This window comes from Allobosea sp. (assembly GCF_017308075.1).
GTDB lineage: Bacteria > Pseudomonadota > Alphaproteobacteria > Rhizobiales > Beijerinckiaceae > Allobosea.
The window spans coordinates 98281-113033 of sequence record NZ_JAFKFX010000038.1 but is presented as its reverse complement, the minus strand read 5'-3'; the positions used below and the strand labels follow the sequence as shown (position 1 = coordinate 113033).

Here is a 14753-nt window from a genome sequence, read left to right as displayed (position 1 = left end):
TCGCGGTGGCGGGTGTCCTGTGCCCGGTTTTGCAAGCAGCAGGCAGCGGATACGCATGGGACTGATCCTGGCGATCGACAAAGTGAACACCGCCATCGGCAAGCTCGCCGGCTGGACCATTCTTATCCTGACATTGGCGATCAGCTACGAGGTCTTCGCGCGCTACGTCCTGCGCGCGCCGACCGAGTGGGCCTTCGACGTCAGCTACATCCTCTACGGGACCCTGTTCATGCTGGCCGGGCCCTATGCGCTCGCCCGCAACGCCCATGTTCGCGGCGACTTCCTCTACCGGCAATGGGCGCCGCGAACCCAGGCGCGGCTCGATCTCGCGCTTTATCTGCTGTTCTTCTTCCCCGGCATCATCGCGCTCGCCTGGGCCGGCTACAAGTTCGCGGCCTTCTCCTGGATGATCGGCGAGCATTCCTCGAACTCGCCGAACGGCCCACCTCTCTACCATTTCAAGTCGCTGATCCCGATCGCCGGCGTGCTGATGACGGTGCAGGGACTGGCCGAGGTCGCGCGCTGCGTCATCTGCCTGCGCACCGGCGAGTGGCCGCCGCGGCTGCATGATGTCGAGGAAACCGAAAAGCTCATTCTGGAACAGGCCGCGGCTGCGCAAGGCGCGCCCGACGCCGGGAAAGCGATCTGATGCTGCTTGGCATGGGTAATCCCGAACTGGGCGTGCTGATGCTCGTCCTGTTCATCGTCTTCATCATGCTCGGTTTCCCGATCGCCTTCACCCTGATGGCGCTGGGTGTCGGATTCGGCTACTGGGCGATGGGCGACACGGTCTTCAACCTCGTCGTCCAGCGCACCTATTCGGTGATGGCCAACGACGTCCTGGTCTCGATCCCGCTCTTCATCTTCATGGGCTACATCATCGAGCGGGCGAACATCCTCGACAAGCTGTTCCACTCGATCCAGCTCGCCCTCGGCAATGTTCCGGGCTCGCTCGCCATCGCGACGCTCGCCACCTGCGCGATCTTCGCGACCGCGACCGGTATCGTTGGCGCGGTGGTGACGCTGATGGGCCTGCTGGCCTTCCCGGCGATGTTGCGGGCCGGCTACGACGTCAAGCTCTCGGCCGGCGTGGTCTGTGCCGGCGGCTGCCTCGGCATCCTGATCCCGCCTTCTGTGATGCTGATCCTCTATGGCGCGACGGCCGGCGTCTCGGTGCCCAAGCTCTATGCCGGCGCTCTGTTCCCCGGCCTGCTGCTGGCTGGCATGTACATGCTCTATGTGCTGATCCGCTGCTGGCTCAACCCGGCACTGGCGCCGAAGCTGCCGAAGGAGCAGACCGACGTGCCCTGGACCACCGTGGCCTGGGCGCTGGCGACGAGCTTTTTCCCGCTGACATTGCTAATCATGTCGGTGCTCGGCGCGATCTTCTTCGGCATCGCGACGCCGACCGAGGCCGCGGCGGTGGGCTCGCTCGGCAGCCTGATCCTCGCCGCCGCCTATCGCTCGCTGAGCTTCGGCAAGGTCAAGGATTCGGTGATCCTGACGGCGCGGACCTCGGCGATGGTCTGCTGGCTCTTCGTCGGCTCCTTCATCTTCTCGTCGATCTTCGCCATTCTCGGCGGTCACGAGCCGATCAAGAACCTGGTCACGGCGCTCAACCTGTCGCCGACCATGTTCCTGATCGTCGCGCAGATCATCATCTTCATTCTCGGCTGGCCGCTTGAATGGACCGAGATCATCGTGATCTTCGTGCCGATCTTCCTGCCGCTGCTGGAGTTCTTCAAGATCGATCCGCTGTTCTTCGGCATCCTGATCGCCTTGAACATCCAGACCTCGTTCCTGTCGCCGCCGGTGGCGATGGCGCCCTTCTATCTCAAGGGCATCGCGCCACCGCATGTCACGATCAACCAGATCTTCTCGGGCGTGATGCCCTATCTGGCCCTGGTGCTGGTGGCGATGCTGCTGGTTTATGTCTTCCCGGGCATTGCGCTCTGGCTGCCAAAATATCTCTATGGCTGAGGGTCAGCGCTCGCTGCGGCTGTCCTGGCCGCAGCGGAAGCCTGTAGCCTTCTCGTCGGCGAGGCGGCGCGCTTGCTCATTGGCGTCGCTGCTGCGGCCATCGACACTGCCGATGACGCATGAGACGCCGTCCGGGCTGAGCCGGTAGACGACGAGGCGGCTACCATCGAGCCTGCCGACATTCCGGCCGGTGGCGTAGCGCAGAATCGCGGCTTGTGGCCGGCTGCCCCTGGGCCCGCGCCATTCAATGGTCCGGCCGGCTTCGAAGAAGCCCGCCTTGTCCGAGACGGTCTCGGCGATCGGCCGCGTGCTGAAATCGACCGAGGAGGAATCGTCGCCGGCGGTCCAGATCACCGGAATGCCGGCCTTGCCGGCGCAGCGATGCACCGAGACGCCCTGATCGTCGGGTCTGGCCTTCCGGCATTTACCGTAATCATGGCTGGTGTAGCTGCTGGTCCAGCGCTCGGCGGCCGCGGCGGTGCCGAAGAGAGCCAGGCAGAGCCCGAATGCGATCGCCCTCATCGGCAGGCCCTTCTTCGGCGATGCTGCCTGCATCAAACGCCGGAGAAGGCGGAAAGCAAGTCTCGTGAGAGCGGGCCGCCGGCTGTCGTCGCGAACTCGGAAAGGGCGGTCTCCGATTCTTTTTTCGGGCGTCCGGCGATTCAGGTTCTGGGACGAACAAGGCCTGATCATGGCGAATGGTTCGCCACCCGGCTACTCAATCGGAGAACGAACATGACCCGCACCAAGAAGAGCTTCGCCGCCGCCGTCGCCGCCCTGGCGCTGGGCGCTTCCGTTTTCGCCACCTCCGATGCCGAAGCCCGTCCGCGCTATCGCGGCGCCGCCATCGGTGCCGGCATCGTCGGTGCGCTGGCCGTCGGCGCCCTCGCCGCCGCGGCCGCCAGCCCCGCCTATGGCTACGGTTACGGTTATGAGCCGGCCTATGCCTACGGCCCCGTCCGCCGCTGCCATCTGGTCGATCGGGTCAACTATTACGGTGACGTCATCGGTACCCGCCGCGTCTGCCGCACCTATTACTGAGCTTTCCCGAGGCCGTCCTCCCCGGCCAAACTTCAAGGCCCGCCAGAATGGCGGGCCTTTTTCGTGCTTGTGGCGCTGGAAACGAGCCGCGCCGTCATTCCGGGCTCAGGCCTTCGGCCAGCCCCGGAATGACGGTGGAGGTTCCGCGCGGAATCAGCCGCCGGTCGACATGGTCAGCGGCGGCTTCACCTCGGCGGGAATCGGCGAGACATAGCCGCCATCGGCGGCGACGCGCTTCTGGAAATCGGCCTTGGCCGCTGCCATCAAAGCGGGGTCGGTCAGCACGGCGGCGCCGGTCGCGGCCATCGCCTTGGCGACCTGGACCATCGCCTTGTGAGCGGCCGGGGTCTTGCCCTGCGCCACCACCTGCCAGGTGTGGAAGGGCGTGCCGATCGCGACCGTCGGCGCATGCGCCTGAACGGTCGGCACGACCCAGCTGACATCGCCGACATCGGTCGAGCCGATCGCCGGGTTGCGCGGGGCGTCGAGCGGCACGGTGAAGTCGGCGAGCGCCGCGTCGGTCTTGGGCAGGCCGATCGAGCGCCAGAGCGCATCGATGTCCTTCTGGGTCAGCGTCGCGCGGATCTTGCGCGCGAACTCCTGGTCGGCCTCGTCGAAATGCGGCGGGCCGAGATCCTCCATGATGCCCTGAAGGGCGCTTTCCAGCGGGCCGTTGCCGACGACGTTGGAGACGGCGCTGACGATCTTCACCTCGACCTTGGTCTCGGTCATCAGCGCGGCGCCCTCGGCGATTTTCTTGACGCGGCCGACGAGCTCAAGCATGCCCGGCAGATCGCGGGCACGGATCGAATAGCGCACGCGGGCATGGGCCTGGACGACGTTCGGCGCGATGCCGCCGGTGTCGAGCAGGGCATAGTGGACACGCGCATCGCTCGGCATGTGCTCGCGCATATAGTTGACGCCGACATTCATCAGCTCGACGGCGTCGAGCGCGCTACGGCCGAGTTCGGGCGAGGCGGCGGCATGCGAGGTGCGGCCGGTGAAGGTGAAGTCGGCGCGGGTATTGGCGAGCGAGAGCGGCGGCGTCACCTCCCAGAAGCTGTTCGGATGCCAGGAGATCGCGATATCGGCGTCCTCGAAGGCGCCGGCGCGGACCATGAAGGCCTTGGCGGCGCCGCCTTCCTCGGCCGGGCAGCCATAATAGCGCACGCGGCCGGGCAGCTTGTTCTCGGCGAGCCAGTTCTTCATCGCGGTCGCGGCCAAAAGGGCGGCCGAGCCGAGCAGGTTGTGGCCGCAGCCATGGCCATGGCCGCCGGCCTCGATCTCGCGATGCTCGGCGACGCCGGCCTCCTGGCTGAGGCCCGGCAGCGCGTCGTACTCGCCGAGGAAGGCGATGACCGGGCCGCCTTCGCCGGCTTCGCCGATCACCGCGGTCGGGATGTCGGCGACGTTCTCGGTGATGCGGAAACCCTGATGCTTCAGTTCGGCGACATGCTCGGCGACCGAGCGCTTTTCGGTGTAGCAGACCTCGGGGATCGCCCAGACGCGATCGCTGAGTTCGATGAAGCGCTGCTTGCTGGCGTCGACATGGCGCCAGAGATCGTTGCGGTTGTCCATTGCTGGTCTCGTTCTGCGGTGAGCTTTCGGGCCTTTGTCGCAAGCATGGAACCTCGCGTCCAGCAACCGCAAGGCATGGCAGTCCTGTCCGGGACTATCCTTGGTGCTTGATTTTCGGGGCGGCATCGGCCTGATGCGCGCATGGCTCGCCGCAAGCTTCTTTTCGTCGCCACCGAGGACTGGTTCTTCGCCTCGCATTTCCTGCCTATGGCGCGGGCTGCGGGCGAGATGGGCTTCGACGTCGCGGTGATCGCCCGCGAACGCCAGCACCGGCGCGTGATCGAGGCGGCCGGCGCCAGGCTGATCGCGCTCGAGGCTGAGCGCCGCAGCCTGTCGCCCAAGGCGCTCTACCGGCAGGTCATGGCGTTGAAGCACCTGATCGCCGCCGAGCAGCCGGACATCCTGCACTGCATCGCGCTGAAGCCGATTGCGCTCGCCGGGTTCGCCGGGAAGATCGCCGGGGTCGAGCGGCGGGTCTATGCGCTGACCGGGCTCGGCTTCCTCGGCGCCCGCGAGGGCGCGGTGGCGCAGGCGGCCCGGCTGGCGGCACGCTTCTGGTTGCGCGAGGCGATCGACGGGCCGCATGTGCGCTTCCTGTTCGAGAACCCGGATGATCCGGTCATGCTGGGCCTCGATCCCGCCGATGCGACGAAGGTCGCGATCGTCGGCGGTGCCGGCGTCGACCCGCTGATCCTGATGCCGGAGCCGATGCTGCCGCAGCCGCCGCTCAAGGTCGCCGTCGTCGCGCGCATGCTCTGGTCGAAGGGCGCCGACCTCGCCGTCGAGGCGGTGACGCTGGCGCGCAAGCAGGGTGCGCGGATCGAACTCACCCTGCACGGTGCGCCCGACCCGTCCAACCCCAAGGCGGTGCCGGAAGCGACCTTGCGCGAATGGTCGTCGCGCCCCGGCATCAAATGGGCCGGGCCGACGCGCGATATCGAGGGTGTCTGGCGGGCCCACCATGTCTGCTGCCTGCCTTCGCGCGGCGGCGAGGGCCTGCCGCGCACCTTGCTCGAAGGCGCCGCCTGCGGCCGGGCGCTCTTGACCACCGACGTGCCAGGCTGCCGCAGCTTCGTGCGCGACGGCCAGGACGGTTTCGTCGTCCCGGCCAATGATGTCGCGGCCCTGACCAGGGCGCTGATGGCGCTCGCCGGCTCGCCCGGCATGGTCGAGCGCATGGGGCTGAGCGCGCGCGATCGGCTGCTCGCCGGCTACACCGAGCGCGACGTGATGGAAGGCGTGAAGGCGCTCTATCGCGGCCTGCTCGGGCAACCGCAGGCGGATGTCGTCGCATGAGCGAGGAGCTCGCGACGGAGGATCGGCTCGGCTTCATCCGCGCCCATACACGTCTCCTGCCGGTGCCGCACGCGCCGGAGATCTCGCTCCATGTCGCGGAGGAGGCGACCGAGCTCTGGCAGAAGACCGAGGAGGAGCTGGCGACGATCGGCCTGCCGCCGCCCTTCTGGGCTTTCGCCTGGGCCGGTGGGCAGGCGCTGGCGCGCTATGTCCTCGACCATCCGGAGGTGGTGAGCGGGCGGCGCGTGCTCGATTTCGCCAGCGGCTCCGGGCTCGTCGCCATCGCCGCGGCGAAGGCCGCCGCAGCTCAGGTGGCGGCAGCCGATATCGATGCCTTCGCCGCTGCGGCGATCGGCCTCAATGCCGAGGCGAACGGCGTTTCGGTGACACCCCGGCACGAGGATCTGATCGGCCGGGACGAGGGCTGGGAAACCGTGCTCGCCGGCGATATCTGCTATGAGCGCGAGCTCGCGGGGCAGGTGATCGACTGGCTTTCAGCCCTGTCGAAACGCGGCGCGACCGTGCTGATCGGCGACCCCGGCCGCAGCTACCTGCCCAAGAACAGGCTCGTCGAGGTCGCGACCTATCAGGTGCCGGTGACGCGGGCGCTGGAGGATGCCGAGATCAAGAAAAGCTCGGTGTGGCGGCTGGCGGGCGCACCGTGACGGCGCTGCCGTTCGCTCTCAGTCGATCGCGTCCTTGAGATCGACCGTGCCCTGCTTGCCGATCGCGTCGTAATTGCGCTTGAGCCAGCGCTTGGCGGCATTGCGCCCCATATCGCGCAGGCGCAGCAGGAAATCCCATTCGGCCCTGAGGCGCGAGGAGCTGGTGAGCTGGGCTAGAGGCGCGCCGCCATCGATCCGGTGCATCAGAACGCGCTTGTAATCGGCCGTCGAAAGCTTGCCGGCATCGATCAGGCGGTTGACGAAGGCGATGGCGCGCAGTTCGCGCAGGAGCGAGGCGTTGAAGGTGATCTCGTTCAGCCGGTCCTGGATGGCGCGGGCATTGGTCGGCAGCTCCTTGCGCTCGAGCGGGTTGATCTGGACCAGCAGGATGTCGTCACCCTGCGCCTCGTAGAACAGGGGATAGAGCGCCGGATTGCCCATATAGCCGCCGTCCCAATAGGCCTGTCCGTCGATCTCGACGGCCTGGAACAGCATCGGCAGGCAGGCCGAGGCCATCAGATGGTCGGCGGTGAGTTCCTGGCGGGTGAAGACCCTGATCTTGCCGGTGCGGACATTGGTCGCGGCGATGAACAGGTTGACGTCGGCGCAGCCGCGCACCTTGTCGAAGTCGATCAGGTCCGCAATGACGCCGCGCAGCGGGTTGATGTTGAGCGGGTTGACGTCATAGGGGCTCGCCATCTTCGAGAACATCTCGAACCAGATCAGGCCGGGCGGATGGCCATTGCTCCAGGCGCCGAGCATGGTGTCGAGCAGCGAGCGCTCGGAGCCGCCATATTTGCCGTCGACGCTGATCCGGCGCCAGAAATTCTCCAGCGCCGTGCGGGCGCCGTCGGCGCCGCCATCGAGCCAGCCCTCGGCGAGCACGACGGCGTTCATCGCCCCGGCGCTGGCGCCGGTCATCGCCTCGAGGGCGATCCTTCCATCGGCGAGGATCGCGTCGAGCACGCCCCAGGTGAAGGCGCCATGGGCGCCGCCACCCTGCAGGGCGAGGTTGACCGACTTCTCCGCCTTCGGCCCGGCGAGGCCCTTGACCTGGGGGACGCGGCGCTGGCGGCGGCCGGTCACGCGGCGGTCCAGCCGCCGTCCATCGGCAGGGTCGTGCCGGTGATCGACTTCGCCGCGTCGGTGCAGAGGAAGACGGCGAGCGCCGCGACCTGCTCGACGGTGACGAACTGCTTGGTCGGCTGGGCGGTCAGGAGCACATCGTTGATGACCTGCTCCTTGGTGAGATTGCGCGCCTTCATCGTGTCGGGAATCTGCTTCTCGACGAGGGGCGTCCAGACATAGCCGGGGGCGATGGCGTTGACGGTGATGCCCCTGGTCGCGACCTCGAGCGCCACCGTCTTGGTGAAGCCGGCGATGCCGTGCTTGGCGGCGACATAGGCCGATTTGAAGGGTGAGGCGACGAAGGCGTGGGCCGAGGCTGTGTTGATGATCCGGCCCCAGCCCTTCTCCTTCATCTTCGGCAAGGCGGCGCGGGTGGCGTGGAAGGCCGAGGACAGGTTGATCGCGATGATCTGGTCCCATTTCTCGAGCGGGAACTCGTCGACCGGGGCGACATGCTGGATGCCGGCATTGTTGACGAGGATATCGATGGCGCCGAACTCCTTCTCGGCCTCGGCGACCATCGCCGCGATTTCGTCGGGCTTCATCATATTGGCTGCGGAGTAGCGCGCCTTGACCTTGAACTCGGTCTCGATACCGGCCCGTTCCTTCTCGATCGCGGCTGCATCGCCGAAGCCATTGATCACGACATTGGCGCCCTCCGCGGCGAGTGCGCGGGCATAGGCGAGGCCGATGCCGGAGGTGGAGCCGGTGACGAGCGCGGTGCGGTCTTTGAGGAACATTGCGGGCGGCTCCTGACAAGGGGCGGGGAATTGCTTAGCTTACAGGCGGCGAGGGCGGCCGCGCCAGTCGGCGAGACTTGGTCGCCGGACGGTGCCTTATGTGATATTGCAACGCAACATGACGAAAATGCAGCCAGATGCGCACGATCACAGCCATGAGCACGTCCATGCCGAGGGGGGCTGCCGGCACGCGCACGACCATGCCGGCCAGGCCGAGGCGGGGTTGGCCCGGGCCGAGGCGGTGTGCAGGGAGCGCGGCCTGCGGTTGACGCCGATCCGGCGCAAGACGCTCGAGGCGCTCTATGCCGACCACCGCCCAGTCGGCGCCTATGATCTCGCCGACCGGATTTCGCCGCCGGGCGGGCGCCGGCTGGCGCCGATCTCGATCTATCGCGCCCTCGACTTCCTGGTCGAGCAGGGCTTCGTGCACCGTCTGAGCTCGCGCAACGCCTTCATCGCCTGCCCGCACGGCCATGGCGCCGACGAGGCGGTCGCCTTCCTGATCTGTGAGGTCTGCGGCGGGGTCGACGAGGATGCCTCGCCCGCCATGCGCGGCGCGATCCGTGGCATGGCGCAGGCTCGGCAGTTCAAGCCTTCCTATCAGGTCGTGGAGATCGTCGGACGCTGTGAGCATTGTCGTCATGCCGACGCTGCTTGACGATTTTCCTTCAAGGGCGCAGTTCAGCCGCAGTGAACCGTTCCCGGCCCTGAAATCCGGACCTTCTTCATGACCGAGCCGCTCCAGATCTGCCTGCCCGAAGGTCCGCATGCTGCGCCCGCGCCACGGGCGGGCACGGTCCCGGTCATGGTCGGGCACGTCAAGGTCGGCGGTGGCGCGCCGATCGTCGTGCAATCGATGACCAATACCGACACCGCCGACATCCCGGCGACGGTCGGCCAGGTCGCGGCGCTGGCGCGGGCCGGCTCCGAGCTGGTGCGGATCACGGTCGACCGCGACGAGGCGGCGGCGGCGGTGCCGCATATCCGCGAGCGGCTCGACATTCTCGGCATCGACGTGCCGCTGATCGGCGATTTCCACTATATCGGGCACAAGCTGCTGGCCGATCATCCGGCCTGCGCGCAGGCGCTGGCGAAATACCGGATCAACCCCGGCAATGTCGGCTTCAAGGACAAGAAGGACCGGCAGTTCGGCCAGATCGTCGAACTTGCGATTCGGCACGGCAAGAGCGTGCGCATCGGCGCCAATTGGGGCTCGCTCGACCAGGAGCTACTGACCGGGCTGATGGACATCAATGCGAGGTCGCCGCGGCCGATCGATGCGCGCGCCGTGATGCGCGAGGCGATGGTGCGCTCGGCGCTGTTCTCGGCCGAGCGCGCCGAGGAGATCGGGCTCGGGCGCGACCGGATCATCCTCTCGGCCAAGGTCTCGGGTGTGCAGGACCTGATCGCGGTCTACCGGATGCTGGCCGCGCGCGGCGACTACGCCATCCATCTCGGCCTGACCGAGGCGGGCATGGGCTCGAAGGGCCTGGTCGCTTCCTCGGCGGCGCTCGGCGTGCTGCTGCAGGACGGGATCGGCGACACGATCCGCTTCTCGCTGACGCCGGAGCCGGGCGGAGACCGCACGCTCGAGGTCAAGGCCTCGCAGGAGCTGCTGCAGACCATGGGCTTCAGGGCCTTCGTGCCGCAGGTCGCCGCCTGTCCGGGCTGCGGGCGCACGACCTCGACGGTTTTCCAGGAACTGGCGCGGGACATCCAGGACTGGATCGCCGCTTCGATGCCCGAGTGGAAGCTGCGCTATCCCGGCGTCGAGGGGCTGAACGTCGCGGTGATGGGCTGCATCGTCAACGGCCCCGGCGAATCCAAGCATGCCGATATCGGCATCTCGCTGCCCGGCACCGGCGAGGCGCCGACCGCACCGGTCTTCGTCGATGGCAAGAAGGTCACGACCCTGCGCGGCGCCAACATCGCGACCGAGTTCAAGTCCATGGTCGACGAGTATATCGGCCGGCGCTACGGGCAGGCCTATGAGTTGCGCAAGGCGGCGGAATAGCTGCGAGCCGACTGTGGCTTTGCTGGGCTTGCGCCTATGCGTGCGATACGGGCTGTGCTAGAGGCCCCGGCCTTTCGCTGCATCGCAGCATCCGCGGAGCATCCCTGATGGGTCATGACCAGCAGAATCCGGCCCCTGCCAAGCCGGACGGGGACCGTTTCGGGCTCGAAGAGCCGGTAAATGGCGGGCATTCCTCGCATAGCTATGCGGCGCTGGCGCTCGGCGCACTCGGCGTGGTTTTCGGGGATATCGGCACCAGCCCGCTCTATGCGCTGCGCGAGACGATCCTGGCCGCGACCGGCGCTGCCTCGGGCGGCCATGGCGGTGCGGTCGACGTCACGCTCGCCGGCTCGCTGCCGCGCGAGGTCATCCTCGGCGTGCTCTCGCTGATCCTGTGGTCGCTGGTCAGCGTCGTGACGCTGAAATATGTCGTGCTGCTGCTGCGGGCCGACAACAACGGCGAGGGCGGCACGCTGACCCTGGTCGCGCTGGCGCAGCGTGCGCTCGGCCGGTCCCGCGGCGGCGTGGTGCTGTTCCTCGGCATGGCCGGGGCGGCGCTGTTCTATGGCGATGCGGTGATCACTCCGGCGATCTCGGTGCTCTCGGCGATCGAGGGCATCAAGCTGGTGACGCCGGTGCTCGACGACTATGTCGTGAGCATCGCCTCAGTGATCATGATCGCGCTCTTCCTGGTGCAGAGCCGCGGTACGGCCAAGGTCGCGAATTTCTTCGGCCCGGTGATGACGCTCTGGTTCCTGACCCTGGGCGGGCTCGGAATCTACCATATCTCCGACGATCTCGGGGTCTTGGCCTCGATCAATCCCTATCATGGCCTGCGCTTCTTCGTCGACCATCCCGGCCTGTCGCTCGCCGTGCTCGGCACGGTCTGCCTGGCGGTGACCGGGGCGGAGGCGCTCTATGCCGATATGGGCCATTTCGGGCGCGGGCCGATCCGCGGCGCCTGGCTCTATCTGGTCTTCCCGGCGCTGTGGCTGAACTATCTCGGCCAGGGCGCACTGATCCTGTCGGATTCCTCGGCGATCGAGAATCCATTCTTCCGTCTGGCGCCGCAGGGCTTCACCCTGCCGCTGGTGATCATGGCGACGATCGCCACCATCATCGCCAGCCAGGCGGTGATCACCGGCGCCTTCTCGCTGACCCGGCAGGCGATCCAGCTCGGGCTGCTGCCGCGCCTCGAGATCCGGCACACCTCGGAACATACCTCCGGCCAGATCTTCATCCCGCGGATGAACACGCTGCTGCTGCTGACGGTGTTGCTGCTGATCTGGACCTTCAGGACCTCCTCCAATCTGTCGCACGCCTATGGCATCTCGGTGTTCGGCGCGATGGCGGTGGATTCGCTGCTCGCCTTCATCGTGATCTGGCGGGGCTGGCGCTGGAGCCTGCTGGCGACCTCGCTGGTGCTGGTGCCGTTCCTGCTGATCGACATCGCCTTCTTCTCCGCCAATCTGCTGAAGCTGTTCAGCGGCGGCTATGTCCCGGTGCTGTTCGCGATCGCGCTGACCGTGCTGATGTGGACCTGGGTGCGCGGCACGCGGATCCTGTTCGACAAGACGCGCAAGACCGACGTGCCCCTGCTCGAACTGGTCGGCATGCTGACCAAGAGCCCGCCTTATCGGGTCAAGGGCATGGCGGTGTTCCTGACCAGCGATCCCGAGACAGCGCCGGCCTCGCTGCTGCACAATCTCAAGCACAACAAGGTGCTGCACGAGCGCAACGTGATCCTGACCGTGCGCTCGGCCGATACTCCGCGCGTCGCCGAGAGCGAGCGGGTCAGGCTGTCGCGGATCACCGAGGATTTCTGGCGGGTCGAGATGGTCTACGGCTATATGGAGAGCCCGAACATTCCCAAGGGGCTCGCCATCCTGCGTAAGCAGGGCTTCAAGTTCGACATCATGTCGACCTCGTTCTTCCTGTCGCGGCGCTCGATCAAGGCCTCGCCGAATTCGGGCATGCCGGTCTGGCAGGACAATCTCTTCATCGGCCTGACCAAGAGCGCGACCGACGCCACCAACTTCTTCCAGATCCCGACGGGACGCGTGGTCGAGGTCGGTACGCAGGTCACGGTCTGAGCGGGGCGAGCCTCGTCGCGGCGTAGCGCCCGCCCGGGCAGGGCGGGCTCAGCTCTTGCGGTTGGCGGCGAAGCGCGCCGCCGCGCGCAGCATCGCCGCCTCCGGCCCGAACTCGGTCAGCGCCGCCACGGCCGCCTCGCTGAAGCGATCGCGTTCGCGCTTGGCCGCTTCGAGGCCGAGCGCGGCGACCAGCGTCGCCTTGCCCCTGGCATCGTCCTTGGCGGTCGCCTTGCCCATCTGCTCGGGGCTGGCCTCGATATCGAGAATGTCGTCGGCGACCTGGAAGGCCGCTCCGAGCGCCCGGCCGTAAACCGTCAGCGCTGTCATGCTTCCGGCATCGGCCTGTCCGAGACGGGCGCCGAGCGCGACGCTCGCCGCCAGCAGCGCGCCGGTCTTCATCGCCTGCAGGCGCAGGATCGCGGCCTCGCCGAGGCGCGCAGGTGCGCCTTCCGCGGGAAAGCGCCCTTCGGCCGCCAGATCGAGCATCTGGCCACCGACCATGCCGCCGGCACCGAGCGCGCGCGATAGCATCAGCACCAATGCAGCGCGCGTCTCGCCGTGGCGATGCGTGGCGGGGTCAGAGAGGACGTCGAAGGCGAGCGTCAGCAGGCTGTCGCCGGCGAGGATCGCCGTCGCCTCGTCATAGGCCTTGTGCACGGTCGGCCGGCCGCGGCGGATGTCGTCATCATCCATGGCCGGCAGGTCGTCATGGACCAGCGAATAGCAATGGGCGAGCTCGACGGCCGCGCCGGCACGCAGGGCCTGCGCGCGATCGACACCGAAGATGCGGGCGGTCTCGGCGACCAGGAAGGGGCGCAGGCGCTTGCCGCCGCCGAGCGCGCCATGACGCATCGCCGCCAGCAGGCGCGCCGGCCGATGGATCTCGCCGGCCTCCGGCTCATCGCGCAGCAGGCTGGCGAGCAGCGCCTCGATGGCATCGGCGGTTTCGGCCAGGCCGGCGGCAAGAGCCTCCTCGGAGGCGGTCTTTGCAGAACTCATCAGGCCCTCTCGCGTTCGCTTGCCGGGCCGGTGCCCAGCGTTTTGGGGCTTGCAGGAGGCGGGCTTCATCGTCAAGCGTGGGGCATGACAGGAATGGCAGGCAATCCGGGACCGAAGCGCAACGGCCTCGTGACGCGAATCATCCGCATCCTGACGATGACCATGCTGGCTCTGGCGATCAGCTTCGGCGTGGCGCTCGTGCTCTACCGCTTCGTTCCGGCGCCATCGACCCTGATGCTCGGGCGCTGGCTGAGTTTTCGCGAGGTGAATCGCGACTGGGTACCGCTGGAAGAGATCTCGCCGCATCTGGTCCGTGCCGTGATCGCCTCCGAGGATCAGCGCTTCTGCAGCCATGCAGGTGTCGACTGGGGCGAGCTCAATGCCGTGCTCCAGGACGAGGACGGGCCGAGCCGCGGCGCTTCGACGCTGACCATGCAGACCGCGAAGAACCTCTTCCTCTGGCCTGGGCGCTCCTATCTGCGCAAGGCGCTGGAGCTGCCCGTCGCCCTGTCGATCGACCTCGCCTGGCCGAAGCAGCGGATCATCGAGGTCTATCTCAACATCGCCGAATGGGGCGAGGGCGTCTTCGGCGCGGAAGCGGCGGCGCAGCGCTATTTCGGCAAGCCGGCCGCGAAGCTGACGCCGGCCGAGGCGGCGCGGCTCGCCGGGGCGTTGCCCAATCCGATCCTGCGCAATCCCGGCCGGCCGAACCGCGCCCTGCAGGCCGCGGCAGGGCGCGTGCAGCGGCGCATGCAGCAGCTCGGGCCGCTCGGCGACTGTGCGCTGCCGCGCCGGAGCGCAGCGGCCTTGCCAGATTTTCGGCGGGGAGCTCTAGCCAGAGCGCGCGCAAGCGTGTAAAGGCCTGCCACCTTACGAATGTGACGTCGTCGCACAGGTCGTGCGGGCGAAAGCCCAGCGCCTCCGGCGGCGGCATGATGGAGAGTACCATGGCCGTTCCGAAGAGAAAGACTTCGCCGTCGAAGCGCGGCATGCGCCGCTCGGCCGACGCGCTGAAGCAGCCTGCCTATATCGAAGACAAGAACTCCGGCGAGCTGCGCCGTCCGCACCATGTCGACCTGAAGTCGGGCATGTATCGCGGCCGCCAGGTCCTGAAGGCCAAGACCGAGGCCTGAGGACGAGCGGGCGCGACCCGCTTGTCCCGAGCGATTTGAGAACGCCGGCCATCAGGCCGGCTTTTTCGTTTTGCGGGTGCGCGCGG

The 14753-nt window shown here is 67.5% G+C and carries 15 protein-coding genes; 10 read left to right on the top strand and 5 right to left on the bottom strand.

What is annotated here, in order from left to right:
• Positions 1-55: 55 nt before the first annotated feature.
• Both J0J10_RS19970 and J0J10_RS19965 read left to right on the top strand, forming a co-directional pair.
• Complete coding sequence (locus J0J10_RS19970; protein ID WP_291648568.1) at positions 56-649, top strand: TRAP transporter small permease subunit; 594 nt, start codon at positions 56-58, stop codon at positions 647-649.
• An 11-nt stretch (positions 650-660) separates the two neighbouring features.
• Positions 661-1980 carry a TRAP transporter large permease gene (locus tag J0J10_RS19965; RefSeq protein WP_291648596.1) on the top strand — a complete coding sequence of 440 codons (1320 nt, stop codon included), beginning with the start codon at positions 661-663 and terminating at the stop codon, positions 1978-1980.
• 3 nt (positions 1981-1983) lie between these two features.
• Here the strand turns inward: J0J10_RS19965 and J0J10_RS19960 are convergent, their stop codons facing one another.
• Positions 1984-2502 carry a hypothetical protein gene (locus J0J10_RS19960; protein ID WP_291648566.1) on the bottom strand — a complete coding sequence of 173 codons (519 nt, stop codon included), beginning with the start codon at positions 2500-2502 and terminating at the stop codon, positions 1984-1986.
• Positions 2503-2715: 213 nt separating this feature from the next.
• Here J0J10_RS19960 and J0J10_RS19955 point away from each other — a divergent pair, with 213 nt between their 5' ends.
• Positions 2716-3021: a hypothetical protein gene (locus J0J10_RS19955; RefSeq protein WP_291638988.1), complete on the top strand. Its 306-nt coding sequence runs from the start codon at positions 2716-2718 to the stop codon at positions 3019-3021.
• A 153-nt stretch (positions 3022-3174) separates the two neighbouring features.
• On the opposite strand, the gene J0J10_RS19950 is transcribed toward J0J10_RS19955, so the two are convergent.
• Positions 3175-4599 (bottom strand): M20 family metallopeptidase, encoded by a 1425-nt coding sequence (locus J0J10_RS19950; protein ID WP_291648564.1) that lies wholly within the window; start codon positions 4597-4599, stop codon positions 3175-3177.
• A 141-nt stretch (positions 4600-4740) separates the two neighbouring features.
• Between J0J10_RS19950 and J0J10_RS19945 the strand changes: the two genes are divergently transcribed.
• Positions 4741-5895, top strand: a complete 1155-nt coding sequence (locus J0J10_RS19945; RefSeq protein ID WP_291648563.1) for a glycosyltransferase family 4 protein — start codon at positions 4741-4743, stop codon at positions 5893-5895.
• Entirely contained in the window at positions 5892-6560 is a 669-nt protein-coding gene (locus J0J10_RS19940; protein WP_291648561.1) for a class I SAM-dependent methyltransferase, read from the top strand. Before J0J10_RS19945 ends, J0J10_RS19940 begins: the two co-directional genes overlap by 4 nt.
• Before the next feature lie 18 nt (positions 6561-6578).
• On the opposite strand, the gene J0J10_RS19935 is transcribed toward J0J10_RS19940, so the two are convergent.
• Positions 6579-7646, bottom strand: coding sequence for a patatin-like phospholipase family protein (locus J0J10_RS19935; protein ID WP_291648559.1), 1068 nt, complete (start codon positions 7644-7646; stop codon positions 6579-6581).
• Complete coding sequence (locus J0J10_RS19930; RefSeq protein WP_291648557.1) at positions 7643-8428, bottom strand: 3-hydroxybutyrate dehydrogenase; 786 nt, start codon at positions 8426-8428, stop codon at positions 7643-7645. Before J0J10_RS19930 ends, J0J10_RS19935 begins: the two co-directional genes overlap by 4 nt.
• 118 nt (positions 8429-8546) lie before the next feature.
• On the opposite strand from J0J10_RS19930, the gene J0J10_RS19925 reads away from it, so the two are divergent.
• The 3 genes from J0J10_RS19925 to J0J10_RS19915 all read left to right on the top strand — a co-directional run bounded on the left by J0J10_RS19925 (position 8547) and on the right by J0J10_RS19915 (position 12535).
• A complete protein-coding gene (locus tag J0J10_RS19925) occupies positions 8547-9086 on the top strand; it encodes a Fur family transcriptional regulator (RefSeq protein WP_291648534.1) in 540 nt (179 codons plus the stop codon).
• A gap of 69 nt (positions 9087-9155) precedes the next feature.
• Positions 9156-10442 (top strand): flavodoxin-dependent (E)-4-hydroxy-3-methylbut-2-enyl-diphosphate synthase, encoded by a 1287-nt coding sequence (ispG, locus tag J0J10_RS19920; protein ID WP_291648532.1) that lies wholly within the window; start codon positions 9156-9158, stop codon positions 10440-10442.
• A 107-nt stretch (positions 10443-10549) separates the two neighbouring features.
• Complete coding sequence (locus J0J10_RS19915) at positions 10550-12535, top strand: potassium transporter Kup (RefSeq protein WP_291648530.1); 1986 nt, start codon at positions 10550-10552, stop codon at positions 12533-12535.
• Positions 12536-12583: 48 nt separating this feature from the next.
• On the opposite strand, the gene J0J10_RS19910 is transcribed toward J0J10_RS19915, so the two are convergent.
• Positions 12584-13534, bottom strand: a complete 951-nt coding sequence (locus tag J0J10_RS19910) for a polyprenyl synthetase family protein (protein ID WP_291648528.1) — start codon at positions 13532-13534, stop codon at positions 12584-12586.
• 84 nt (positions 13535-13618) lie between these two features.
• Here J0J10_RS19910 and mtgA point away from each other — a divergent pair, with 84 nt between their 5' ends.
• Positions 13619-14392 (top strand): monofunctional biosynthetic peptidoglycan transglycosylase, encoded by a 774-nt coding sequence (mtgA, locus tag J0J10_RS19905; RefSeq protein ID WP_366825862.1) that lies wholly within the window; start codon positions 13619-13621, stop codon positions 14390-14392.
• 89 nt (positions 14393-14481) lie between these two features.
• Complete coding sequence (gene rpmF, locus J0J10_RS19900) at positions 14482-14667, top strand: 50S ribosomal protein L32 (RefSeq protein WP_291638998.1); 186 nt, start codon at positions 14482-14484, stop codon at positions 14665-14667.
• Positions 14668-14753: the final 86 nt, after the last annotated feature.

Bases quoted from the DNA above. Each gene is read 5' to 3' on its own strand.
- J0J10_RS19970 (WP_291648568.1), top strand. From the start codon at position 56: ATGGGACTGATCCTGGCGATCGACAAAGTGAACACCGCCATCGGCAAG.
- J0J10_RS19965 (WP_291648596.1), top strand. From the start codon at position 661: ATGGGTAATCCCGAACTGGGCGTGCTGATGCTCGTCCTGTTCATCGTC.
- J0J10_RS19960 (WP_291648566.1), bottom strand. From the start codon at position 2,502: ATGAGGGCGATCGCATTCGGGCTCTGCCTGGCTCTCTTCGGCACCGCC.
- J0J10_RS19955 (WP_291638988.1), top strand. From the start codon at position 2,716: ATGACCCGCACCAAGAAGAGCTTCGCCGCCGCCGTCGCCGCCCTGGCG.
- J0J10_RS19950 (WP_291648564.1), bottom strand. From the start codon at position 4,599: ATGGACAACCGCAACGATCTCTGGCGCCATGTCGACGCCAGCAAGCAG.
- J0J10_RS19945 (WP_291648563.1), top strand. From the start codon at position 4,741: ATGGCTCGCCGCAAGCTTCTTTTCGTCGCCACCGAGGACTGGTTCTTC.
- J0J10_RS19940 (WP_291648561.1), top strand. From the start codon at position 5,892: ATGAGCGAGGAGCTCGCGACGGAGGATCGGCTCGGCTTCATCCGCGCC.
- J0J10_RS19930 (WP_291648557.1), bottom strand. From the start codon at position 8,428: ATGTTCCTCAAAGACCGCACCGCGCTCGTCACCGGCTCCACCTCCGGC.
- J0J10_RS19925 (WP_291648534.1), top strand. From the start codon at position 8,547: ATGACGAAAATGCAGCCAGATGCGCACGATCACAGCCATGAGCACGTC.
- ispG (WP_291648532.1), top strand. From the start codon at position 9,156: ATGACCGAGCCGCTCCAGATCTGCCTGCCCGAAGGTCCGCATGCTGCG.
- J0J10_RS19915 (WP_291648530.1), top strand. From the start codon at position 10,550: ATGGGTCATGACCAGCAGAATCCGGCCCCTGCCAAGCCGGACGGGGAC.
- J0J10_RS19910 (WP_291648528.1), bottom strand. From the start codon at position 13,534: ATGAGTTCTGCAAAGACCGCCTCCGAGGAGGCTCTTGCCGCCGGCCTG.
- mtgA (WP_366825862.1), top strand. From the start codon at position 13,619: ATGACAGGAATGGCAGGCAATCCGGGACCGAAGCGCAACGGCCTCGTG.
- rpmF (WP_291638998.1), top strand. From the start codon at position 14,482: ATGGCCGTTCCGAAGAGAAAGACTTCGCCGTCGAAGCGCGGCATGCGC.